We start from the raw sequence: 22,869 nt of genomic DNA, 5'->3' as shown, positions 1-22,869 counted from the left end.
ATATGCGATAAAAGAAAAAGAACTCCAATATCTGCTGCCATGCAGCTGCGATATTGGAGTTCTTTTCATTTATTTATATCATGAATCATTGATCTAATGAATGATTTAACACCATAGGCCTTAGGCCTGCTCCTGCAGCTCAACGCCTTCTGGAAGGACCGCCAATACCCGCTCTCTAGCCGTAGGATTGGTGCGCATCTCTTCGCCCAGAATAACGGCAATCCCACGGTCATCGCGGGAACGGATCAAACGTCCGATGCCCTGTCTGAATCGCAGCAGCATATGCGGCAAGTCTACTTCCTCGAACGGATCCTTCGCTGCGTTCCGCTTGGCGATGAACACCGGATCATGAGGAGGAAATGGCAGCGACCATATGATGACGTTCGAAAGCGATGGTCCCGGTACATCCAGGCCCTCCCATAAACTGACTGCGCAAAGCACACTTTCCTCTTCACGCTGGAAGGCCGAAATCAGATGACTGATTTCCCCGTCGCCCTCGAAATAGAACTGCATGCCAGTAAATGCAGGCTCTTCCGCAGCCCTCTGCTTAAACAGCCGCAGCTCTTCACGGGTTTTGAAGAGGATCAGGGCTCTGCCCCCAGTTTTTTGCAGCAGCCGCACTGCTTCCTTCATTTTACCGTCAAATCCATCCTCAAGATTCCATGCTGGCGCCAAAGCCTCCATTTGCTCCTCGTATTCATAAGGCGAGTCAACCGAGAAGGACAGGAAACTGCCGATCCCGAGGCTGTCCGCCACATAACGAAAGGATCCATCCACGGATAGAGTAGCCGATGAGAACACAATCGGCATTTTAAGGCCAAATACATGCTCTTCCAGCACTTCCTTAACGCTTTTCGGCATAATGGAGAGTGTCAGCCCTTCCGGGCTGTCTGTAACCCAGCAGATCAACGCTTCCGAACGCTCGAACAGCATCAGCGCCTTCTGCATCATTTCCAAATGTTCTTCCACGATGCGGAGCTGGTAATCATCAAGCGTATACAGCTCGCTTTCAAACACCAGCTCTTCCTCAATCGCAGTCAGTAAACTCCGGAATTGATGCACCTCCCGAAGCAGCTCCTCGCTCAGCAGAATTTCTTTCCGGTCCGAGCCCGGAATCAAGCGGCTGGAACGCCCGAAGGCAGCGAACATCGCTTCACTCTGCACGATCGCATTATCAATGAGCACTGCAAGAGTCTCACGGATTTCGTTCTGAAGCAGCCGTGTAATGAGTTCTTCAAACACGACATGCTTCATTTTATATCCAAGGGCCTTCATGGCCGCCGATTCCAGCAGATGCCCCTCGTCAAATACAACAGAAGAGTGCTCAGGCAAAAGAGGCAGCTGGCCTTCGCGTTTGCGGCCATCATACGTCCAGACATGCTCCAGATAATAATCATGTGAGCATATGATTAAGTCAGCGGAACGCCGGTAATGGTCCCGTGACAGTGTCTGCCCGCAGCGGTGACGCCGGTCGCAGGTGAAGCAGTCCTGGAAGGAATCCCAATTGATCTGCTGCCACTGTTCATCGGTAAGCTGCGGATAGTCTCTCCGATCACCGTATGCATGAAAGGACTGCATCGGAGCATGGGAGTACACAAAATCCGGCAAGCCCGCAGCGATGCCGTCCCACAGCATCTCTTCGTCACCTTTCATGCGCGCATCGTCCAGCTTTCTCAGGCAAAGATACTGATCCGGCGATTTGCCCAGACGCGCGTCAATGACCAGATCCAGATGCCGGGCCAGCTTCGCAATATCCCCTTCGGGCTTCACCAGCTGTTCAATCAGGGACTCATCAGCGCAGGCAATGACCGCCGGTTTGCGCGTATAACGCGCATAGCACACAGCGTATAAAAGATACACCAGCGTTTTCCCCGTCCCTACTCCTGCCTCGGCAAAAATCGTTTTTTTCTCGGCAAAAGCCTTTTCCAGCTGAAACGCCATATATATCTGCTCATCACGGACCTCAAAGCCCGCCTCAGGCAGCAATTCATAAAATACATCCGCCACCCATTCACCCGCTTGCTGAATAAAAGGCCGTGCAGGATCATACGTAAAAGGGTACCGTTCCACGTTTATATTACCTCCAGCTTTCACTTGAAAATCTATTCTCTTCACTTGTCCATGAAGACTAACATCCCATTATCACACTTCCTGTGCGGAATTACAATGGATAATATAGAAAAAAAGACCGCGGATGCCCCGCGGCCTCTTGATCCTGATGCGATTAGCCTTCCGGCTTCACCGGCTCATGCTCATATAAGCGTGAGCGTATTTTGAACCATTGATAAATATGGGAAACCACGACTTTGAGCACCGCATATCCCGGAACCGCCAGCAAGACGCCGACGATGCCAAACAAGTTCCCGCTCGTCAAAATCACGAAAATAATCGTAATCGGGTGAATTTTGAGCGTTTTGCCCATGACCTGCGGCGAAATGAACTTCCCTTCGATCAACTGTACGACCGTCCACACAATGACCATTTTCAGCAGCATGATCGGCGATGTCACCAGCGCCACGATCAGCGCCGGCGTGATTGCGATCACCGGCCCAAGGTAAGGCACTACGCTCGTAAAGGCAGCAATGACTGCCAATATCAGCGAATATTTCAAACCGATGATAATGTAGCCAACGAAAAGCAGCGCACCGATACAGAAGCTCACGATGATTTGCCCACGGATGTAAGAGCTGATCTGATGGTTCATTTCGCTCATCACACGGTTGGTTTCCCCGCGCAGCCTCGTTGGCACGAAGCCCTGAATGAAGCCAGGCAGCTTTTTACCGTCTTTCAACAGGTAGAACAAAATGAATGGGACTGTCACGATAGCGAGCACAATTTCGAGCAGGTTGCCGAGAAAGCCGCCGATTCCCGTCCATGTCTTATTCAAAAATGAGGTTGCCTTTTGGGAGATGGTCTTAACGACTTCCTGCGGATCAAAGCTAATGGAATCCTGGAATTGGTTAACCAGCTTGCTGCCCATCAGATGTTCAAACTGTACTCTGGCCGTCTCGCTGTATGCCGGGAAATTGCTGACCAGGTCCATAATCTGTTCCCGGATCACCGGTATGACAAGCGTGAGCAGCACAGCAATAATACCGATAATAAACACATACAGCATTAAAATAGACTGAATCCGCCCCACCCTGCGCTTTTCCAGAAAATCCACGATCGGATTCAACAGATAGTACACAATTCCCGTGAGAATGATTGGCAGTACGACTGTTTTCAACAGCACGATGACCGGATGAAAGATAAATGATATTTTGCTGAGCACCATAATGTTGACGCCAATCAAGAGCAGAACCAGCAGAAATAAAACAAACCGGTTGTTCAGGAAAAACCGTTTGAAGCGGCTCGCCCAGTTGACGGAAGAATTGTCCATTCTTTATTCCTCGCTTCGTCTTTTCTTGATAATTTCCAGCTTGCAGAAACGGTTATGATCCCTTTCCAGAAGGATGAACGTCACGCCGTCCTGCGTATAGGACTCCTGCTCCTCCATCTCATTGCTCTGGCTGTAAAGCCAGCCGCCAATGGTATCCCATTCTTTTGTGTCCAAGTCGAGATTGAAATAATCGTTAATTTCCGAAACAGATACCATGCCATCAACGATAAGATGGTTCTTTGCCAGTTCTTCAATTTCTTCCTCTTCATCACCATCGAATTCATCGCGAATCTCACCAACGATCTCTTCGATGATATCCTCAATCGTTACGATACCTGAAGTACCGCCATATTCATCGATCAAAACAGCCATATGGGTGCTTTCACTCTGCATCCGCTGCAGGAGTACATTGACCGGAGTCACTTCCGAGACAGCCATCACCGGATGGATTAGCTTTACCACATCGACATGCGGATCATCCTCGTAAGCAAGGAAAAATTGCTTCGTATTAATGATGCCGATCACATTGTCCTTACTGCCGTCAATGAGAGGAAAGCGGGTATATTGCTGCTCTTTAATAATGTCGACATTTTCTTGCCGCGGTTTGTTTTTATCGAGACAGATCATATCGGTGCGCGGAACCATGATCTCCTTGGCCAGCATATTGTCAAACGCAAAGATCCGGCTTACATATCCGAATTCATTGTCGTTAATTTTTCCGCTTTCATGACTTTCGCTTAAAATAATCTGCAGTTCTTCCTCGGAATGGGCTTCCTCATGCTCTGAGGCCGGCTTGATGCCGAACAAACGGACCAGCTGATTCGCTGAACCATTGAGCAGCCAGATGAACGGGTACATAATTCGATTGAACCAGATAATCGGAGGTGCAAACCAGACGGCGATCGTTTCCGCTTTGCGGATGGCAACGGTCTTTGGCGCAAGCTCTCCTATAACGACATGTAAATAGGTAATAACAACAAAGGCAATCACCAAGGACAAGATCGAGCTCAGACCTTCGGAAAAATGCCACTTCTCAAACACAGGATGAAGAATTTTCTCCACTGTTGGTTCCCCGAGGAAACCCAAAATGAGTGATGTAATTGTGATCCCTAACTGGCAGGCGGACAGATATCCGTCCAGATTTTCCAGCACCTTCTTCACCGCTCCAGCACCCTTGCGTCCCTCGGCAATCATCTGATCCACCCGGCTCGCACGGACACGGATAACCGCAAACTCCACTGCCACAAAAAACGCCGATAACCCGATTAAAATTACAACCAAAACCAAATTTAAAATATACCTGTCACTTTCCATTGATGCATCTTCTCCTTATAAAAAATTAAAATATGATTTCTAACTTGCTTATACGATGCTTCAGCGGCTTAGGTTTCAATCCAATTTGAAGAAATGCCATAAGAAGCATGCTATATATATTCAATAACCCCCTGTTGCTCTTCCGTAAACCGGATACGTACAGCACAGTTACGCCCCCGATGCTTAGCCTCATATAAAGCGTTATCGCTCCACTTGTAAAGCTTGTTTACACTCGGTTCGACGCATTTATTCAGGGTTGCGATCCCGATGCTAATCGTAACATGTACCGGAATGGATGGTATCTGCATATCCTCTACCGATTTACGGAGCTTCTCTGCTGCTGCATCAGATTCTTCCTCATTCATGCCCGGCAGCAAGACGGCAAACTCATCTCCCCCAAATCTGCCGACAAGGCCTACGTCTTTCAGCTTTTCCTGAATCAGCGTGGACATACCCGCAAGCACGCGGTCGCCGGCAATATGCCCGTATGTATCGTTAATCGTCTTATAATAATCGATGTCAAACAAAATGAAGGATACGGCTGATCTGCTTCTCGATAGCTGGGTCAGTATGCCTTCCGCCTGCTCGATAAAGGTTCTGCGGTTAAGCGTTGCCGTCAGATCATCATATGTGGCCATCCGGATCAGACGCTCATCTGCCTGTTCCTTATACAGCAGAATAAACCCTGTATTCTCCAATATCATAATGAGGTACAAGGACAAAAAGGATAGTGCCTGGTACATGCTGGGCGTAAAGAAGCCCATGGACTGATCCGTAAACAGTGTCAGCAAAGCTCGGCCGAACAAACCGATAACGACAATGACGTACAAATAGCCCATCAGTCTCTTAAGCTTGGATGTATAGCTCCCTGTGATCATCCGGTACACCGGATATACCAAAAGCATTCCTGTGCAAAAAGAGGCGAAGGCGATTCGCGCATCTTCGGTGCTGTCCAGGAACACCAGGAGATTAAACCCGATAATGCTGAATAAAGTGAACGCGATATATCCCCTTTTCACTTGACGGTTATAAGCATGCTGAACCATAGAAAGCGCAATGGTTTCCACAGCGATTCCAACAAACAGAATGGAGTTCACAAGGCCCAAGGAAATATAATCAGGAATGCTTCCCCGAAAGATAACCAATCCCCATCCGATGACCTCTAGCCATTTGGAAGCATAAAACGTGTTGATCAGTCTGTCCTTTGTATGTCCATATCGGTAGGCGCTGATTAATATGACGGTGAAAAGATGCCCGAGCACGACCGAAATAAATGCAGTTTTCATATCCAATGATAAAACCATGTCTCTCTGATCACCATCTCTTAGAATTAATAAGCTGTTGAATGATTTCATAACTCACTAAAACGATAAAATCGAAACTATATATAGACCAATAAAACCGTTCGGATCTATATACAGCGTTGATTGAAGCGGCTTAAGGTATTATGAAATTAATTCCGTTAGAGAAGATTATACCAGATTACAAAAAATTACAGATAAAATATTGCAAAAAAATGTCGAAATTCCCGATCTATTTTCTTCCATTTCAGAAATGGAAAAGCAGCAAAAAGCCTGGAGAACGTTTCGATCGAAACGTTCTCCAGGCTTTTGTTGTATCCGACTGAAATTTAATGGCCAATCATAAGCGATGGATCCGGTCTTCCTTCTTCCCCGGCTCCTACCTCCATCTCCTTCGGCTTGCGGAGGATCAGGCAGAGGGCAACGGCTACCACGGCCAGCCAGGCCGCCAAAATAAACACGTCGTCGAAGCTCTGGATTGAAGCTGTCAGCGGATTGGCGCTTTGGCCCGCTTCGGTCATATGATGCGTCACGCGGCTGGTCAGGAATCCGGTCATGCCCGCTACGGCGAAGGATACGACCACCTGCTGCAGCGCAGCCGTCAGCGGCGTCACGCGGTTGACCCACTGGCGCGGGGCCGCATTCAGCACATGCGTGTTCAGCGGCATCATCGATAAGCCCATGCCGAAGCCCATTGCGCCGAGAATCGGCATAATGTAATAAAGCGACGTGGTCGCATCAATCCGGCCGAGCAGGAACAGTGCAACCGCGATGATAACCAGACCGATGAAAGAAACCGGTCGCGCGCCGTACTTGTCGAAGAACTTGCCTCCGATCGGCATCCCAATTCCTGAGCATAGCGCCTGTGGAAGCAGGATTAAGCCCGTTTCCAGCGGCGTGAACAGGCGAATATTCTGAAGATACAGAGGAACAAAGAGCATGCAGCCGAAAAGTGCAGCCTGCATGATCCACGTCAGAATAATCCCGCGCGTGAAGTCCGATGAGCGGAATACGCGCAGTTCAAGCAGCGGATTCTTAGAAATGAGCTCCACGAATACAAATAGAATCAATGCGACTCCACCTATGATCAGGCCAAGCTCTGCCCCTCTGGAGGTCCAGGAAACGCTGCCGCCTTCGTTAACACCATAAGCCAGCATCGAGAAAGCGATGGGTGCCAAAATGATCCCGAGCAGATCCAATTGCTTGGGTGCATGGTGATCCGCCTTAGGAAGATAGGCAATACCCAGGATGACGGCGACCACGCCGATCGGCACGTTGATCAGAAAGATCCAGCGCCAGGAAGCGTATTCCACCAGCCATCCGGACAGCACCGGTCCTAGGGCTGGCGCAAGCAGCATTGGAACCCCCAACATGCCCATTATGGCGCCTCTGCGCTCCGGCGGAGCTAGTTTAAACACCATCGCCATCCCGATCGGAGCGACCATGCCTCCCCCAATTCCTTGAATAACGCGGTAGATAATAAGCTGGGTTGAACTTTGGGCAATAGAGCACAGAGCCGAACCAAGGACGAACATAATGACAGTCGTAACGAAAACCTGTTTTGCTCCAAAACGGTCGGTCATCCAGCCGGCAAGCGGTATAACCGCTGCAAGTGCAAGCGTATAGCCGGTGATAGCCCATTGTATCGTTTTCAAATCACTTCCAAAAATGTCCACAAGCTTCGGAACGGCGACATTCACAACCGTCCCATCCAAAATGACCATGATCATGCCAACAATAATCGCCAGAAGCGGCGGAAGAATGGCCTTAAGCGAGAACGGCGCTTCCTCTGCAGCGGTATGACCCGCCAATGGTTTAGACATAGTTTTCTCCACTCATTTCTATATATAGTTTATCGAATCATGATGTTCTAAGAGCTCTGGCTGTATTTGTGAAAATAAAGATTGAACAGCATTTCGATCTGATGCTCAAGCGTTGGCAGACGGAATTCCGGTGCAGGCTCTTCTCCGGCCAGATTCATATAGGAATTCATAATAACCGGGTAAAAAACCGCTCCATAGAGCTGAACCATCATGCCGTCTAATACCGTATCATCAGATTCATGTGTGATTTCCCTTAAAGTGCTGAGCAGTTTCTCTGTCTTCATGACTTTGGTGTAGCGTGCATATTCATGTTGAGAGCAAAGGATCAGACGGCTTTGATCCATCATTTCCTTGGCAAGGCCGGGATACTGCTGCAGATGACTAAGATAACGGTAAAAAAACTGCTTCAGCCGCTCAAGCGGCTCCAACGAATCATCCTCCAGCACGGCAAAGGCATCGTCAAAGGTACCTACCAACTTGCCAATAGCCTTAGAGAGCAGCTTATCTTTAGAGCCAAAATGATAGTTCACGAGCGCCAGATTCGTCTCTGCCTTCTCTGCAATTCTGCGCAGCGTCGCACAGGCGACCCCTTCCTCCTGGATCAGCTCGACGGTGGCGTTTAATATGTCCATTTTCGTATCGGTTCCTGTTGTATGTACCGAGCTGTCATCCTTCATCAAAGCTTCCTTCGTCCCCCCTTCAAATATATTAAATTTAATTTAAACACTGTTTAATACATCGTTTAATTTAACTGCCGCGGGTTTCATTGTCAAGAAATATTGTTAAAAAAATAGGACACTGCAGGTCCTTCAGCCACGGATCAAAGATTGCATATCTTTGGCGCCGCTTGGCCTGCAGTATCTCTTCTTTATTAGACCACCTACTCTAGGTGCTACAATGGTAGACCTGTAATACTACTCCTTACGCAGCCGCTCAGTCTCCTCTGTGATCCGGGCTACATCAATTCGTTCGAACAGCAGCTCCAGATCTCGGATTTCACGTCCTGCCGGAATGGTAACAAGCTTCCAAGATGGCTCGGTCATGGATAAGAAGACCCGGATCTTTTGGCAGGAGAAAGGAATAAATGGTTCCAGCAGGCCGCTTAGATTCGCAATGATCTGCACGCAGTTGTAGAGTATGGCACCACATGCCTCTCGGTTTTCCTTGATCTGGAGCCATGGCTTCATGTCGTCAAAATACTTGTTAGCCTGGCGCACAAAAGAAAATATCCCCTCAATCGCCTCTTTGAACCGACCTGCCTCAATCCGGCTTCCCGAACTTTGGTATAGCGCAGATATCGTATCTTTCCATTCACCCGGGAGCTCTCCTTTCGGTATCTTTCCATCAAACGATTTGTTGATAAAAGCAAGCGTCCGCTGCACAAAATTGCCGAAGGCACCCAGCAGCTCTCCGTTATGGCTGTAAATAAACTCTCTCCAGGAGAAGTCGGCATCCCGGTTCTCCGGTCCGTTTGCAATCAGAAAATAGCGGATAGAATCCGGTTGATACCTGGCAAGCAGGTCGGGAACCCATACGGCCCAGTTACAGCTGGTCGAGAACTTCCTGCCTTCTAGGGTCAGGTATTCGCAGGAAACAATATGGTCCGGCAGGTGCAGACCCTGAACTCCGAGCAGAATCGCAGGCCAAATCAGGGTGTGGAACGGTATATTATCCTTGCCGTGTACATAATACGCGGTGATATCCCCCTCGTCCTCCAGCCAAAAGGGTTCCCACTTCCTCCCCGTTTGCGCTGCCCACTGCTTGCTGGCAGAAAGGTAGCCGCTTACCGCCTCAATCCAGACATAGATTTTTTTCTCCTCGAAGTCCGGCAGCGGCACATCGACTCCCCATGTCAAATCCCGCGTAGCCGCACGGTCCTGAAGACCTTCCTGCAGATAACGCTTTGTCATTTGAACGGCATTATCCCGCCACCCCAAAGCCTGATCCGCATAGTGGGATAATTCCTCTTGAAACTTAGACAATGCCAAATAATAATGCTCGGTAGGCCGTTCTACTGGCGTAGTCCCGCAAAGCTTACAGATCCGTTCCTTCAGGTCTGATGGGTCCAGCAGCGTGGAGCAGTAATCGCACTGATCTCCCCGGGCATGTTGGCCGCAGACTGGACAAATACCTTCCACATACCGGTCTGGCAAAAAGCGCTGGTCTACTTCGCAGTAGGTTTGCAGGACCGTCTTCGGATACAAGTACCCTTGCTCCAGCAGCTTTACAAACAATTCCTGAACCGTCTCATGATGCTGCGGCTGATCCGTGCGCGTATACAGGTCATAGCTGAATCCAAGCTGCTTGAAGCATTCGCTAAACTCCTGGTGATACCGCCCGGCAAAATCTCCCGGCGCTATTCCTTCCTGCGCCGCTTGAACGGCAACAGGTGTCCCATGGCAGTCGCTGCCGGAAACATACAGCACATCCTCTCCCTTGGAACGGTAATAGCGCGCCAGTACATCACCAGGCAACAGGCTCGCGAGTCTGCCTAAATGAAGCGAACCATTGGCATAGGGCCATGCCCCGCCGATAAAAATATGTGCCATTTTAAAACCTCCCTTTTTCAGTAGAAACGCAAAAAAGCCCTCATCCCCAAAAGGGACGAGAGCATCAATCTCACGTGTTACCACCCAAATTCATTCATGCCTCGCGGCACTCACCTTATCAGGTACGCCGCAGAAAAGCCACGGTTATACCTTAGCACGTTAACGGATGCGGGGTTCCGGCACAGCCTACATCCGTAACCGGATTCGGTGCGCAGCTCCAAGACCATGTTCCCGTGGGTTTTCCTTTGCTCCTTTTCAGCTTCCGGAGCTCTCTGTTCAAAGGCGTCGCCGCGGTACTCTTCTTTTCATCGCTTTTATTTCGCGTTTGAAGTTATTGGAAATTATACACAGCTGCAATTCTCAAGTCAATAGGGTGAGCCGATAAACCTTTTGAAGTGAAAACCTCTATTATATATCCTGCCGTCTTTTGTTCCTATTTAACCGGTACAACCATTACCAGCTCCGGGACGTAATCCTTCTGCCAATTGCCGTCTTGATCTAATACAGGCTTGCCGTCTGCCTTCGTTAGCAGGTAATAAGGCTTCACCGTAATCGTCTTCGGCGTCCCCGCAAAAGGCGTAAACAACATATTCATCTTGACTGGAATCGTGGTAGAACCCGTTTGTCCAGATCCGCTGACGAGATTAACGATATTCCCCTTGTCATCGACCAAATCATAATGCAGTGATCTAAGGTACACTCGGGTTTTGGGCTTACCAGTCACGGGATCTATTAGAATTGGGCCGCTTCTGTATCTGGCCGGTAAATCCTTGGTTGGACCTATCTGTGTGAGAGTTGTAGCAATATTGATGGTGACCGAGGTCATTTCAATACGATCAACAGAGAACCTGACAAATTCATTGGATTTCGCAATACCCGGTGCCAGAACCATTTTCTCCCCTGGAGATTTTTTGACTACAGTATCCAGTTTGAATGGTTCCGGAATACCGTTCAGACTCGCTTGTACCCTTACTTGCAGTTGGTCCGTGTTAGACTGTGCCTCGCCAATAAGCTTCCCGGAATATTGAATAATGATGGATTGATCGTCTTTACCAGGACCCGATGTCAGCATTGAAAACGCATCTTGACTGGCCAGGGCCGACTTTCCGTTGATCATAACATCCAGACTCTCTAGGAGGTCATCATCCTTTAGGTTTTGACCATCCACATAACTCGAATACAGCGGAGGCCTTAGTCCATCGCTCCCCTCGCGTTCAAGGGCTAAGGCAAGACGCGTCCCATCATATGCCGCTTGGGTTATGCGTAATTGGATTCCATCATGTGTATCACTGCTGCCCAGAGCGGCGGCCAGCCCTTTCTCATCAGCTGTCTGCAGCCCCAGATCTCCGGCAAGCTTGAATACACTTCCAACGAGCGGAACTTGCTTGAGCGCATCGGCCATTCCTGGAGAGATAAATGCACTGGCCATAACCGTCACGCCGATAAAGATTGCGGCCGCACCGGCTGCAACAGCTCCGTGCCGGAATCTTCTTGCCCGCTTATGGCGAAGTGAGTCAGGATAAACGGGAATGCTGCCCGATTCAATTTGCGCATAGAATTCTTCCAAGCGGCCGCGAATCACTTCAGGCATCCCTCCCCCCTCATCTATTCTTTCTTTTTCACATTGTATTTCCGTATCCAGGTTCAACATGCTCATTGAAACTCCACCTTCCCTTCGCCGTTATATTGAAGTGCTTCAATTAATGCCTTCCGAGCCCGGTATAAGCGTGTCTTGACTGCTCCCTCCGAGAGTTCAAGCAAGCTGGAAATTTCTTTGACCGGCATGTCCCGGAAATAGTGCAGAGATATGACCGTCCGCATCGGTTCATCCAAGTGCTCGACGGCCTCCCTCAGTTCAATTTTGTCATATCCTCCGTTCACAGAAGGTTCCAGGACAGACGGATCGATCGGCAGGGTTCGGGATTGTTTGCTGAATATCCGGTTGCATTCATTAATTAGAATACGAAAGAGCCAGGTTTTGAAATAAGCCGTTTCCCGGAGCGACGGCAGAGACTTATATGCATGGAGCATCGCTTCCTGCATGGCATCGGCACAGTCTTCATTATTACGGAGAATGGAACGCGCCATGCTGTATAAATCTCCTTCAACATGTCTCATGGCAGTGACGAAGGCTTGGCGATCCCCTTGCTGGGCTCTTTTTACGTAAAATTGCAGGTCCAAGTCTGGTTTCTCCTTTCAGGTACAGTTTCTGCTCGGTTTCTATATCAATCCATATGCACACACGATTAGTGACCGTAACGGATTCCTATATATTGGTTAGATATCAATGATGCTGCAAAAGGTTACAACCTAATCATGGGGCTATGACCAAGTATCCTCATACTTCTATATTTTGTGAAGTGATTTGCATAGATGGTCCAATATCATAAAATCTTAAAAAGTTTCTAAACAAGAGTGTTTAGGGCGTGGTTCATATGGGTGCACTGGTCAGCAATAAAATGATGAACCGCAGTCTCGGCCTATGCAGAACGTCAGCCTGGAGCACAGGCCGCCCCATACAAATAGTAAAAGGGATTCCGCACGTCTGTTTATTGACGCTCGTGAATCCCTTTTCTATAATCAGCCAAAAATCCGACTTAACATAAGAACATATGTTTGGTATAATCATTTAAGAACAAAGAGGCCCTTTTACGGAAAACGAATGTCGAGCGAATGACTGGAGGGTATCGGATTGAAGATGATGTATCCAAAAATAAGCTCTGCCGCAGGACTTGCTGAACTCAGTTACCAGCTTCCTCATCAAATCAGACAAGCTGCCATCATGCTGATTGAAGCCGATTCCAGCTCGGATTATTTCTACAAGCTGTTTATGGATGACGATCAAATTCAGCTTTTGCTGATTGAGGAAAATGCCAATGAGGATTTCACCGTATGCCACTGCTTTTCTACAGATCAATGGGATCATGAATATGCTTATGAAAGCTTGTCACTCTCTAGCATCCAAATGTTTTGCAAAATGGCACAGGAGCTTAAGATGACTTAGCGTCCTTCTTTTGCCTTCACACGCTCGTATTCTTCTTCAATCGTCTTGGAAAGCAGCTCAGTAGCCGTCATATTCAATTTTTTAGCGGTGTCTGCAAGCATTTGTTTAATATAAACCGGAACATCATAATGAAACTTCACCTTATTACCGTATGCCATGATTTAACCTTCCTTCCCAAACACACTTTGATGCTTTCTTTCAATCAGACGAATAAGCAGCTGGGTAGCAGACATCTCCTGCAGTTCAGCGGCTTCAATAAGTTTTTCTTTAATATCCGGCTGGAATTCATAGGGCAGTTTCAGCTTGGGTTCGCTAAGATGGCCGCTCATGCCCTTCTCAATCTCAATCGCATCCTGAATCAGGCTCTCCAGACGATCCTTCGGGCCGGGCTCGCGTCCATACTTCACCAGAACACGCAGCAGGTAGGCACGTAGTGAAGTCTGGTCTTCTTCTGCTATTTCAATATGCATTTTCCCATCCGGAAAAGTAACATGGCAGTCAATGGTATATCCAAATAAATTGAGATTATATTTCATGATATAACTCCTCTCTTCCGGTTTGTATTATAGTATGCTTTGTACCGTTACGCAATATACTATTCAGCAGATTTGATAAACACAAAAAATAAGAGCAGCCCACCGAGTATACACACGGGCTGCTCTTATTCAATTTCCACGGTTCTCAATTTAGTGTAATGTCACGCCGGGTCCAAGCGTAATTTCAAAAGCACGGTTCCAGATGAAGTCCGGATTCTCGTAATCCAGTGCTGCGCTGGCATATTTCGAATAGTTCCATCCTGACCGTTTGATTTGGCGTATGCTGCGGGATGTGCCCATCAGGAAAGCATTTTTCTCCGCAAGGGTCTGCGTATTGGTCTGCATCCGGTCCCGCAAAAGCTTCACTAGTACTTCATAGTCCTCCGGCGTGTTGAAAAGACGCATATTCTGGTCTGCATATGGAACATTCGTAAACAGAGCATGTGCTCTTGAATAAGTCCGGACTTCAGCAATCGTTAACTTCTTATAGTAGTAATCCTTCAGGAATCGTTTGAACAGCAGCGAGCCATGAGCGTTAACGGCAGCGGCAAGGGACGGTGGCCGATTCTCTGTTATCAAAAAGGTAAAGCGGCAATGGGCCATCCCCAGTGCTAAACCGATCTTATTCCCGGCCGTATTCCAGCCGCTGTACCCCAGGAGTCCCCCGGTCGATTTGCTGTTCAGCAATGCCTGCGTGACCGTTTCATCAGCCGCACCGCCGCCAACAAAATCAATTACGATGGTAGGCATATGATTCATATCATTCGCTTCGACATGACTGACTCCGTCTGCTGCCTGGCTTGCGCTTGTAATCGCAACGATCTCCACGTCATACGGACCGGAAGTGACAAAACGGCCGCCGATCATATCGACATGATGTTGGATATTTTCATGCACGCTCATATACTCATAGGGATTAATAATCGTTGAGCCGTCCGGGCCGAAGTATTTCACGCTGTATCTCGGCTTGGAACCGCAGCGGTGTAAATGGCTCGCCATACGGCCCATAAGGGAATATCCCAGTCCGTCCGCATCGGGAAGAATAATCACACGGTCGGGATTTTGCCCGTCGCTTCCGCCAAGACGTTCATTCACATAACCTTCGAGAAATGCAATCTCATTCGCCTGTACCCCTTGCGTGTAAGAATCATCGACACCAATCGCAAGGAAGTCAATGCAGCCTGCATGGAGGAGCTGGTCCAGAATGTAATAGTTCGATTTGAATTTATGGCGCCGTGCGTTGTAATACTGTTCCTTGTCAAAATGGATCGGGATTCCGAAATTCGTGCCGTAAGGCTTTGTGTCATACCCTTCCAAAATAGCTTCGAAATCCGAAACCGCCAACCGCGGCTGCTGCGCAAAAGCACGCGCCTCGTCATAAGCGCTTTGGGTCAGTCCCTCCACAAAAACCGTCGTAGCCAATCGCATAATCGTATCCAGCACATAAACAGGCTTATGTGGACAAGATTGCTTGATTTCCCGAATGACGTCCAGCAATTCTGTTGCAGCTGGATCATAGTCAGGATAAGTTCCGCCGCCGCTAGTGCGAAAGCGCCTGCTTCCAATCAGTCCTCCGTAAGCGAGCATATCGGTTGAAATGATAAATCCGTCTACCGAAGACTTATGATTCAGAATGAACTGACGGAGTTTCGCTGTGTTGCCAAAGACCGGTGCATAGGTGTTCACCAGCGTAGATCCCGTAGAGGTTGCCTCGGTATCCAGGCGGTTCTTCACATCCTCCGCATCCGGCGTGATAACATGGATTCCTGCTGCTCTCCCTTGTACAATGACATCATCCAGATTCACCGGGCGGTCATCGAGTGGCACATACAGAACTTTTTTCATATCATTAACTCCTTTTTAAATGAAATATTATATTCCGTTACGTAACGCCATATTCATAACTAAAAAAATATATAAGACCATACAGGCTGCCAATTTGACGGGATGCATCACCAGATTTCCGGACATCTGGTACCGCCAAATACGAAGGTTCAGGCAATATTTGGTTATCCTTCTTGAAAATATAGTATCATATACCGTATGGATACGCAATATAAAAATAAGAACTAGTGTTCCTATTTTTGATGATAAAAAACCCAAGGCTGCTTATCTATGGACCGCAGACTTGGGCGAAAGTTTTATTTTGCATTACATCCATACTTCGATGAAATTTTAAATATTACTCATTTACTATAAACAAAGGAACCTATTACCCGAAGGGAATGTTCAACATGACACATATGAATAGTGAAAAAGCTGCTTATGAAATCGAAATGATCAAACCCAAAATCCTTTATTACGGCACCCCCGTGATCCTGCTCAACACGCTAAATGAAGATGGGACGGTTAATATCAGTCCGATCTCTTCCTCATGGGCACTGGGCGAATACATTATCCTCGGCATTGGCATAGGCGGTAAGGCATACGAAAATCTAAAGCATCATCCGGAATACGTCATCAATATTCCTGATCCATTCTTGTGGGAAAATGTCGAGAAACTTGCCCCCTATACAGGCAAGGAACCTGTACCGGATCACAAGAAAAGCCTAGGCTTCGCATCAGGCAAGGACAAGTTTAAGATCAGCGGGCTAACCCCTATCCAATCTGCCACCGTGCAGCCAAGCCGGATTAAGGAATGCCCTTTGCAGATCGAAGCGAAGGTGATGAATATTCGGATTCCAGCCTATGATCCCTTTTTTGCAATTGTGGAGACAGCGGCCATTCAGGTTCATGCCCATAAGAACATTCTGCACAGTGAGAATCATATCGATCCCGATAAGTGGAGCCCGCTGATATATAACTTTCGCCACTACTTTGCATTAGGCGAATCACTGGGAAAGACGTTTCGAAGCGAGACCTAATGTTATTTAAACGACAGTCGTTACACCCCGCTAGGCTGGGCTAAATCTGTTGCTGCCTGCTGCTTAGGTTTGGACTGTTTCAAGACCGAGCATAAAGTCAATACAAGACCGACAGCTCCAAGAATACCCAAGGTCCACTCTGCATCACTCAGATTCAAACCTTGGCGGAAATAGAACAAATCACGCAGTCCTTCAACAGAGAACCGCAGCGGGATCCATGAATACAGCCAATCTCTGCTAAATTGTGGCAGCAGCTCTGCCGGCAGTGTCAGAATGGGCAGCCCGAAAAAGAACACCAGAATGAACAACGGCATCCCGGCAAAGCCAAGCCAGCTGATCACGGCCGTCTGGATCAGGAAGAACATAAAACCCGCAAAGAACAGGAACAAACCAATGCCGGTATAATCGGGAATGGACAACCCAAGCCAACCTCCTGTAATCAGAAGTATGCTTAGAGATGCTATCGCCGTTGTGACAGCTCCCATAACGATTTGAGAGAATCGGATGCTTAAACGATGCAGGCTGCTGCCTGACTGCGTTGCTTTCCCTGCCGCCATAAAGAGTACAATGGTTGAGACCATCGCTCCAAACCACACGAGTTGTGTTAATACGACAGGCGCATTACCATTCGAGCTATGACTGCCCACCGCATTAATATTTTTGGTATTGATGACAATAGGATTGGCAAATGCCTTGGCTTGATCAACATTCAAGGTTCCACCCTTCTGATTCAGCTGACCCAGCATCTGATCTCTGATTTGGCTGCTTGCCCCGGTAAGCATTTGGGATAATATCTGATTGACCATATTGGCTCCCGTATAATTCATGCCCTGGTTCACATATACCGTAATCTCCGGATTTTGCGGCTGCGGAGACATCAAGCTGGACAGCTTCTCCGTAAAGTCCGCAGGAATCATGACGGTCGCATAAGCTTGCTCATGATTCATGACATCCAGAGCATCTTTCTCCGTTTTCATGTTGTCCCACAGCAGCGGAGCGGAATCATCCCCGCTCTGCGGTTTGAAGCCGGTCACTTTATCCCCGATCAGCTTCCCATAATTCATTTGCTGCCCGTTAGGCAGCTTTGCTCCTTGATCATTTTGGACCAGGATAACCGGCATTTCCTTTGGCACCGGATTGACGGATGAGCCAAGCTGGGCAACGCCAAGCAGCAGCATCACGGCAAATACCATAATAACGGCCAAATACGGATGCTTTTGTCTAAAAAAATGTTTCATAATAACCACTCCTCCATTTTCACTAAACGTTCGGTGAATAAAATAACCAAAAAAAGCTCAAGGACGCCAGAGATCGACTGTGAAATGAACCATCTTACGCAGATACGTCTCCAGATCCATCTGGATCACTTTGATAAAGGACACTTCCTTAAATATGGTCGTTATCCCCACTGACATGATCTGGTAGGCTGCAAGCGTGTAATCCATCTCTTGGATTTCCCCGGTCTTCCCGCGTTTTTCTAAGATTTCTGCTAATGCCTGTTGGCGCTGCTGGATCATCTCCGACATAAAATCCTTTTGGTCCGACAGAATGGTCGCGGAATCACGGAACATGATCTGAATAAAATCCCTATCCCCTGTCATTGTCTTTACCATACCCGAAATAAACAGATACAGCCCCTCTTCCAGCGGTAAATCGGGATGTATGGATGCAATCAGCCGGTCCATGCTGGCCATTCTCTCTTCCTGGGATTCATGAAAAATCGTCTCCAGAATTTCCTGTTTTCCCCCGGGAAAATAATGATACAAAAGTCCGTCTGTAATGCCGACATGCTTATTGATCGTACGCACAGAAGTGCCATGAAAACCGTGAAGAGCGAACAGTTCCTTTGCTCCCTGCAGAATTTGTTTTTTTCTCTCTTCTGCTTGAAGATCACGTGATGTCTTTGAAATTCGCTTCAACGCTAACACTCCCTTTTCATTATACGATCGTTCAACGAAATAATACGTGTTTTTTTATCATAAGTCAAATTCATTACAGCCTTTGAATCTGTCTGGTATTTTCTGGCGGGGGCAGGTAAGATATAAATCAAAACCAACAGAAATGAGGGGGAAGCTATTCAAGCTTGGTTAAAAATGATCCTGGTTGTGGTGCTGACCAGCATTTTGACTCGTTTTCTGCCATTCTCCGCGTTTTTCCGCAATGTGGACACACTTGTCCATGAACTGTCGCATGCGCTGGTTACGCTCGTATTGTCGGGTAAGGTCATGGTCATTTATCTATATGGCAATCAGAGCGGAGTCACGCTTTCCTCATTTGCTGAGAACTGGATGTCGATCCCGATTTCTCTTGCCGGATACATTGGCTCCGCCCTGTTCGCCCTGCTGCTGTTTTTCCTCTATGCCAAAAGAAAAGAACGCGCCGGACTTATCGTGGTGACGGTGCTTGCAGCCATCGCCGCAGCACTGTTTGTCCGTAACGGCTACGGCATATTCTGGTGCGCGGGTTTTGCCGTTTTGACTGCCCTCGTTGCTTATATGGCGCCACCCTGGCTGCGAAACGGCTATTATATGCTTATTGCTTTTATCTGCCTGGTCGAATCCGTTGTCAGTCCCTTCGTGATCTTATCTTTATCCCTCTACAATCCGGGCGCTGCGGGGGACGCTGCGAATCTGGCTCAAGTCACGCATATCCCTGCATTGATCTGGTGTCTGGTCTTTGCCGCCATCTCCTTATGGATCGCAAAGCTCTCAACATCAATGCTGTTCAAGCGGGGCTTCGGCGACAAGGCGCAGGCATCAGGCCGGTGATCTACAAGGTAGCAACGAACCTCTACATGACGTTCGTTGCTACTTTTTTTCATGTATGGAATTTTAAATGCTCGCATCGTAAAATCTACGGCTGAGCATTCCATCAAACTCAGTTTGCTTTAACTTTATAAGGGTAGCCGTGGATAGCCAAGCGCATCCATGCCTACCCTTTTCTTCTTACTGCTGCTGTTTTTGCATGATGACTTCCAGCATATACAACGGACAAGGTTTGCTCTAGAGCAATTAATTTTTATCAATAAAAATATATTAGCCATTGACAAAAATGTTTACCTAGGGCAAAATATGATTACAGTATGATTCGGAAACCAAATTTAAAGATGATAGAAGGGATAATGATGGAAAATCCAACTCCACTCAACCAAACACAGCCACGTAAACATCAAATACTCAGCTCCGCAAATGGTCTGAGCCTTGAAGAAGTCAATAACACGGTTTCACTTCCAAAAAATGCAGGATTCTGGAAAAAGCTTGCCGCCTATAGTGGCCCGGGCGCTTTAGTCGCTGTCGGATATATGGATCCGGGAAATTGGATTACATCCATACAAGGCGGGGCACAATTTGGTTATACGCTTCTCAGCATCATTCTACTGTCCAGCCTGATTGCCATGCTGCTTCAAGGCATGTGCGCCAAGCTTGGTATTGTTACCGGAATGGATCTGGCTCAGGCTACACGCCAGGCTACCAGTAAACCGGTTGCCACTGTCCTTTGGATACTGACCGAGCTTGCCATTATGGCGACGGACATTGCAGAGGTCATCGGGGGTGCGGTAGCACTGCAGCTTCTGTTCAAAATTCCGCTTTTGATCGGTGTGCTCATCACCACATTGGATGTTCTTCTTCTTCTGCTGCTGGCTAAAGTCGGTTTCCGGAAAATCGAAGCCATTGTAGCTACGCTCATAGCAACCATATTTATCGTTTTCTTATATGAGGTCATTTTATCGAATCCAAGTATGGGACCTCTGCTTCAAGGCTTCATTCCCAGCCCTGAGATCGCGACCAATAACGGAATGCTGCTGATCGCGCTTGGCATCGTTGGTGCGACCGTCATGCCCCACAATTTGTATTTGCACTCTTCCTTGGTACAAACGCGTCAATTCGAACGTAATCTTGAAGGCAAAAAAGAAGCTGTTCGTTTCTCGACCATCGATTCAAACCTTCAGCTCAGTGTCGCATTCGTCATTAACTGCCTGCTGCTGGTGCTCGGGGCTGCGATGTTCTTCGGGACAACGAGTGATTTGGGCCGGTTCACGGATTTGTACAACGCTCTGGCCGATAACGCCATTGTCGGTGCGATTGCGAGTCCATTATTAAGCACCTTGTTTGCCGTAGCCCTTCTTGCCTCCGGCCAAAATTCCACCATTACGGGGACTTTATCCGGTCAGATCGTCATGGAAGGCTTCATCCGAATGAAAATTCCAACTTGGCTGCGCCGAATGATCACACGGATCATCGCCGTGATTCCTGTCATCATTTGCGTCATTGTATACGGCGGCCGGGAGAATGCGGTAGAACAACTGCTTCTTTACACTCAAGTATTTCTTAGCGTACAGCTGCCGTTTGCTATCATTCCTTTGACCATATTTACGAGCGACAAAAAAAGGATGGGCGAATTCGCCAATCCCCCTTGGATCAAGTATCTGTCTTGGACCATCGCTATTATTTTGTCCCTGCTAAACATATTCCTGATCTACGGCACCTTTGCAGGGATAGGCTAAGCGGTTGAACATCCAGCCGCCGGTTCTGTTTCTCCTGCACATGACGGGAATCATTCACATCAAATAAGAAAAAGGCAATCTCTTGGCCCTGTCATGGACAGAACCGTATAGAGATTGCCTTTTTGATTTGGCTCCTAATTCTTATTCACCAGACTCCATCCATTGAAAATGGAAGGTGCCTTCTTTGTCGACACGCTGGAACGTATGCGCTCCGAAGTAGTCGCGCTGGGCCTGCAGCAGGTTGGCTGGCAGCCGCTCCGTACGATAGCTGTCGAAGTAGGCCAACGCCGATGCAAATGCCGGTACCGGGATGCCGCGCTGCATCGCGATGGACACGACGTTTCTCCAGGCTTCCTGATAGTTGTTCACGACCCAGCCGAAATAATCGTCGAGCAGCAGGTTTTTCAGACCCGGGTTCTTGTCATAGGCCTCCTTGATATTTTGGAGGAAACGAGCACGAATGATGCAGCCCCCTCTAAAAATCATCGCGATGCTGCCAAAGTTCAAATTCCAGTTATACTCCTCAGAGGCGGAACGGAGCTGGGCGAACCCTTGGGCATACGAAGCGATTTTGCTGGCATAGAGCGCTTTGCGCACCGCTTCAACGAACTCTCTTGAATCGCCTGCATATGGAGTCGTCTTAGGTCCGCTCAGAACTCGGCTGGCCTGCACACGTTCTTCTTTCATCGCGGACAGAAACCGGGAAAATACCGATTCGGTCACGATGGAAAGCGGTACCCCGAGATCCAGGGAGCTTTGGCTCGTCCATTTGCCTGTTCCCTTTTGCCCTGCGGCATCCAGAATGACGTCGACCATCGCTTCGCCGGTCTCGGGATCCTTTTTGGAGAAAATATCCGCCGTGATCTCGATCAGATAGCTGTCCAGCTCTCCCCGGTTCCACTCTGTAAAAATGTCATGCAGCTCTTCTGTGCTGAGATTCAGCACATCCTTCAGCAGGTGATAGGCTTCCCCGATCAGCTGCATGTCACCATATTCAATGCCGTTATGCACCATTTTAACGTAGTGCCCTGAACCGCCTTCTCCGATATAAGTCGAGCAGGGATCTCCGTTCACTTTCGCGGAAATGGCAGTCAGGATCGGTTCCACCAATTCATAGGCATCCTTCTGCCCGCCAGGCATTATGGCAGGACCCTTAAGAGCCCCTTCTTCACCACCGGATACTCCAGCTCCGATAAACCGGAGTCCTTTGGCTTGAAGCTCCTTGTATCTCCGCTCCGTGTCAGGGAAGTAGGCGTTGCCGCCATCAATCAGAATATCCCCCTCTTGCAAATGCGGCACAAGCTGCTCAATCAGTGCATCGGTTGGCTGACCCGCTTTGACCATCATCATGATTTTACGCGGCGTCTGAAGAGACTGTACAAATTCCTCGATACTGAACGTACCGACGACGTTTTTCCCTTCGGCCTCGGCCAGGAGTTCTCTCGTCTTTTCAGGCGAACGGTTATATAAAGCGACAGAGAAGCCCTTACTTTCCATATTTAAGGCCAGGTTTTTCCCCATGACGGCGAGTCCGGCCACTCCGATCTGTTGTTTGCTCATCGTTTCTCTTCTCCTCCTAAGTCTCTTGGCTG

19 protein-coding genes are annotated in these 22,869 nt (G+C 48.2%); 4 read left to right on the top strand and 15 right to left on the bottom strand.

Annotated elements, in window-relative coordinates:
• Nucleotides 1-120 precede the first annotated feature (120 nt).
• From E6W40_RS24275 to E6W40_RS24235, 9 genes are all read right to left on the bottom strand, one after another.
• Nucleotides 121-2,070 carry an ATP-dependent DNA helicase gene (locus E6W40_RS24275; protein WP_136608104.1) on the bottom strand — a complete coding sequence of 650 codons (1,950 nt, stop codon included), beginning with the start codon at nt 2,068-2,070 and terminating at the stop codon, nt 121-123.
• Nucleotides 2,071-2,224: 154 nt separating this feature from the next.
• Entirely contained in the window at nt 2,225-3,382 is a 1,158-nt protein-coding gene (locus E6W40_RS24270) for an AI-2E family transporter (protein WP_136608103.1), read from the bottom strand.
• A gap of 3 nt (nt 3,383-3,385) precedes the next feature.
• The gene (locus E6W40_RS24265; RefSeq protein ID WP_136608102.1) at nt 3,386-4,696 is read right to left on the bottom strand and encodes a hemolysin family protein; all 1,311 of its coding nucleotides are present in this window, start codon (nt 4,694-4,696) and stop codon (nt 3,386-3,388) included.
• 110 nt (nt 4,697-4,806) lie between these two features.
• Nucleotides 4,807-6,000: a GGDEF domain-containing protein gene (locus E6W40_RS24260; RefSeq protein ID WP_168929029.1), complete on the bottom strand. Its 1,194-nt coding sequence runs from the start codon at nt 5,998-6,000 to the stop codon at nt 4,807-4,809.
• A gap of 326 nt (nt 6,001-6,326) precedes the next feature.
• On the bottom strand, nt 6,327-7,820 hold the full coding sequence (locus tag E6W40_RS24255; RefSeq protein WP_136608100.1) for a DHA2 family efflux MFS transporter permease subunit: 1,494 nt from the start codon (nt 7,818-7,820) through the stop codon (nt 6,327-6,329).
• Nucleotides 7,821-7,867: 47 nt separating this feature from the next.
• The gene (locus E6W40_RS24250; protein WP_136608099.1) at nt 7,868-8,497 is read right to left on the bottom strand and encodes a TetR/AcrR family transcriptional regulator; all 630 of its coding nucleotides are present in this window, start codon (nt 8,495-8,497) and stop codon (nt 7,868-7,870) included.
• Nucleotides 8,498-8,734: 237 nt separating this feature from the next.
• Nucleotides 8,735-10,369 carry a methionine--tRNA ligase gene (gene metG / locus E6W40_RS24245; protein WP_136608098.1) on the bottom strand — a complete coding sequence of 545 codons (1,635 nt, stop codon included), beginning with the start codon at nt 10,367-10,369 and terminating at the stop codon, nt 8,735-8,737.
• A gap of 433 nt (nt 10,370-10,802) precedes the next feature.
• Nucleotides 10,803-12,026, bottom strand: coding sequence for a DUF4179 domain-containing protein (locus tag E6W40_RS24240; RefSeq protein ID WP_136608097.1), 1,224 nt, complete (start codon nt 12,024-12,026; stop codon nt 10,803-10,805).
• Nucleotides 12,023-12,550, bottom strand: a complete 528-nt coding sequence (locus E6W40_RS24235; RefSeq protein WP_136608096.1) for an RNA polymerase sigma factor — start codon at nt 12,548-12,550, stop codon at nt 12,023-12,025. The genes E6W40_RS24240 and E6W40_RS24235 overlap by 4 nt, the downstream gene beginning before the upstream one ends.
• A 511-nt stretch (nt 12,551-13,061) precedes the next feature.
• On the opposite strand from E6W40_RS24235, the gene E6W40_RS24230 reads away from it, so the two are divergent.
• Nucleotides 13,062-13,373 (top strand): hypothetical protein, encoded by a 312-nt coding sequence (locus E6W40_RS24230; RefSeq protein ID WP_168929028.1) that lies wholly within the window; start codon nt 13,062-13,064, stop codon nt 13,371-13,373.
• Here the strand turns inward: E6W40_RS24230 and E6W40_RS29610 are convergent.
• The 3 genes from E6W40_RS29610 to E6W40_RS24220 form a co-directional block, all read right to left on the bottom strand.
• Nucleotides 13,370-13,531: a hypothetical protein gene (locus E6W40_RS29610; protein WP_168929027.1), complete on the bottom strand. Its 162-nt coding sequence runs from the start codon at nt 13,529-13,531 to the stop codon at nt 13,370-13,372. The genes E6W40_RS24230 and E6W40_RS29610 overlap by 4 nt on opposite strands.
• A 3-nt stretch (nt 13,532-13,534) precedes the next feature.
• Nucleotides 13,535-13,909 (bottom strand): hypothetical protein, encoded by a 375-nt coding sequence (locus E6W40_RS24225; protein WP_136608094.1) that lies wholly within the window; start codon nt 13,907-13,909, stop codon nt 13,535-13,537.
• 150 nt (nt 13,910-14,059) lie between these two features.
• Nucleotides 14,060-15,754, bottom strand: a complete 1,695-nt coding sequence (locus tag E6W40_RS24220; RefSeq protein ID WP_136608093.1) for a DUF4127 family protein — start codon at nt 15,752-15,754, stop codon at nt 14,060-14,062.
• A 380-nt stretch (nt 15,755-16,134) separates the two neighbouring features.
• Here E6W40_RS24220 and E6W40_RS24215 point away from each other — a divergent pair, with 380 nt between their 5' ends.
• Nucleotides 16,135-16,773, top strand: a complete 639-nt coding sequence (locus E6W40_RS24215) for a flavin reductase family protein (RefSeq protein ID WP_425464953.1) — start codon at nt 16,135-16,137, stop codon at nt 16,771-16,773.
• A 20-nt stretch (nt 16,774-16,793) separates the two neighbouring features.
• Here E6W40_RS24215 and E6W40_RS24210 read toward each other — a convergent pair whose 3' ends face one another.
• Together E6W40_RS24210 and E6W40_RS24205 are read right to left on the bottom strand one after the other, a co-directional pair.
• Nucleotides 16,794-18,011, bottom strand: coding sequence for a YhgE/Pip domain-containing protein (locus tag E6W40_RS24210; RefSeq protein ID WP_136608092.1), 1,218 nt, complete (start codon nt 18,009-18,011; stop codon nt 16,794-16,796).
• A gap of 57 nt (nt 18,012-18,068) precedes the next feature.
• Nucleotides 18,069-18,692, bottom strand: coding sequence for a TetR/AcrR family transcriptional regulator (locus tag E6W40_RS24205; RefSeq protein WP_168929026.1), 624 nt, complete (start codon nt 18,690-18,692; stop codon nt 18,069-18,071).
• A 174-nt stretch (nt 18,693-18,866) separates the two neighbouring features.
• Here E6W40_RS24205 and E6W40_RS24200 point away from each other — a divergent pair, with 174 nt between their 5' ends.
• Both E6W40_RS24200 and E6W40_RS24195 read left to right on the top strand, forming a co-directional pair.
• Nucleotides 18,867-19,541, top strand: coding sequence for a M50 family metallopeptidase (locus tag E6W40_RS24200; protein WP_136608090.1), 675 nt, complete (start codon nt 18,867-18,869; stop codon nt 19,539-19,541).
• A 356-nt stretch (nt 19,542-19,897) separates the two neighbouring features.
• A complete protein-coding gene (locus tag E6W40_RS24195) occupies nt 19,898-21,277 on the top strand; it encodes an Nramp family divalent metal transporter (RefSeq protein WP_211147085.1) in 1,380 nt (459 codons plus the stop codon).
• Nucleotides 21,278-21,418: 141 nt separating this feature from the next.
• Here the strand turns inward: E6W40_RS24195 and gndA are convergent, their stop codons facing one another.
• Nucleotides 21,419-22,837: an NADP-dependent phosphogluconate dehydrogenase gene (gene gndA, locus E6W40_RS24190; protein WP_136608088.1), complete on the bottom strand. Its 1,419-nt coding sequence runs from the start codon at nt 22,835-22,837 to the stop codon at nt 21,419-21,421.
• Between the last annotated feature and the right edge of the window lie 32 nt (nt 22,838-22,869).

It is taken from the genome of Paenibacillus dokdonensis (assembly GCF_004916975.1).
GTDB lineage: Bacteria > Bacillota > Bacilli > Paenibacillales > Paenibacillaceae > Paenibacillus_AQ > Paenibacillus_AQ dokdonensis.
The sequence above is the reverse complement of the archived record's forward strand: the minus strand, read 5'-3'. Positions and strand labels throughout refer to the sequence as shown.

What these genes read in the sequence shown, in the direction of transcription:
- E6W40_RS24270 (WP_136608103.1), bottom strand. Translation starts at nt 3,382, where the DNA reads ATGGACAATTCTTCCGTCAACTGGGCGAGCCGCTTCAAACGGTTTTTC.
- E6W40_RS24265 (WP_136608102.1), bottom strand. Translation starts at nt 4,696, where the DNA reads ATGGAAAGTGACAGGTATATTTTAAATTTGGTTTTGGTTGTAATTTTA.
- E6W40_RS24260 (WP_168929029.1), bottom strand. Translation starts at nt 6,000, where the DNA reads ATGGTTTTATCATTGGATATGAAAACTGCATTTATTTCGGTCGTGCTC.
- E6W40_RS24255 (WP_136608100.1), bottom strand. Translation starts at nt 7,820, where the DNA reads ATGTCTAAACCATTGGCGGGTCATACCGCTGCAGAGGAAGCGCCGTTC.
- E6W40_RS24250 (WP_136608099.1), bottom strand. Translation starts at nt 8,497, where the DNA reads ATGAAGGATGACAGCTCGGTACATACAACAGGAACCGATACGAAAATG.
- metG (WP_136608098.1), bottom strand. Translation starts at nt 10,369, where the DNA reads ATGGCACATATTTTTATCGGCGGGGCATGGCCCTATGCCAATGGTTCG.
- E6W40_RS24240 (WP_136608097.1), bottom strand. Translation starts at nt 12,026, where the DNA reads ATGAGCATGTTGAACCTGGATACGGAAATACAATGTGAAAAAGAAAGA.
- E6W40_RS29610 (WP_168929027.1), bottom strand. Translation starts at nt 13,531, where the DNA reads ATGGCATACGGTAATAAGGTGAAGTTTCATTATGATGTTCCGGTTTAT.
- E6W40_RS24225 (WP_136608094.1), bottom strand. Translation starts at nt 13,909, where the DNA reads ATGAAATATAATCTCAATTTATTTGGATATACCATTGACTGCCATGTT.
- E6W40_RS24220 (WP_136608093.1), bottom strand. Translation starts at nt 15,754, where the DNA reads ATGAAAAAAGTTCTGTATGTGCCACTCGATGACCGCCCGGTGAATCTG.
- E6W40_RS24215 (WP_425464953.1), top strand. Translation starts at nt 16,135, where the DNA reads ATGTTCAACATGACACATATGAATAGTGAAAAAGCTGCTTATGAAATC.
- E6W40_RS24210 (WP_136608092.1), bottom strand. Translation starts at nt 18,011, where the DNA reads ATGAAACATTTTTTTAGACAAAAGCATCCGTATTTGGCCGTTATTATG.
- E6W40_RS24200 (WP_136608090.1), top strand. Translation starts at nt 18,867, where the DNA reads ATGATCCTGGTTGTGGTGCTGACCAGCATTTTGACTCGTTTTCTGCCA.
- E6W40_RS24195 (WP_211147085.1), top strand. Translation starts at nt 19,898, where the DNA reads ATGGAAAATCCAACTCCACTCAACCAAACACAGCCACGTAAACATCAA.
- gndA (WP_136608088.1), bottom strand. Translation starts at nt 22,837, where the DNA reads ATGAGCAAACAACAGATCGGAGTGGCCGGACTCGCCGTCATGGGGAAA.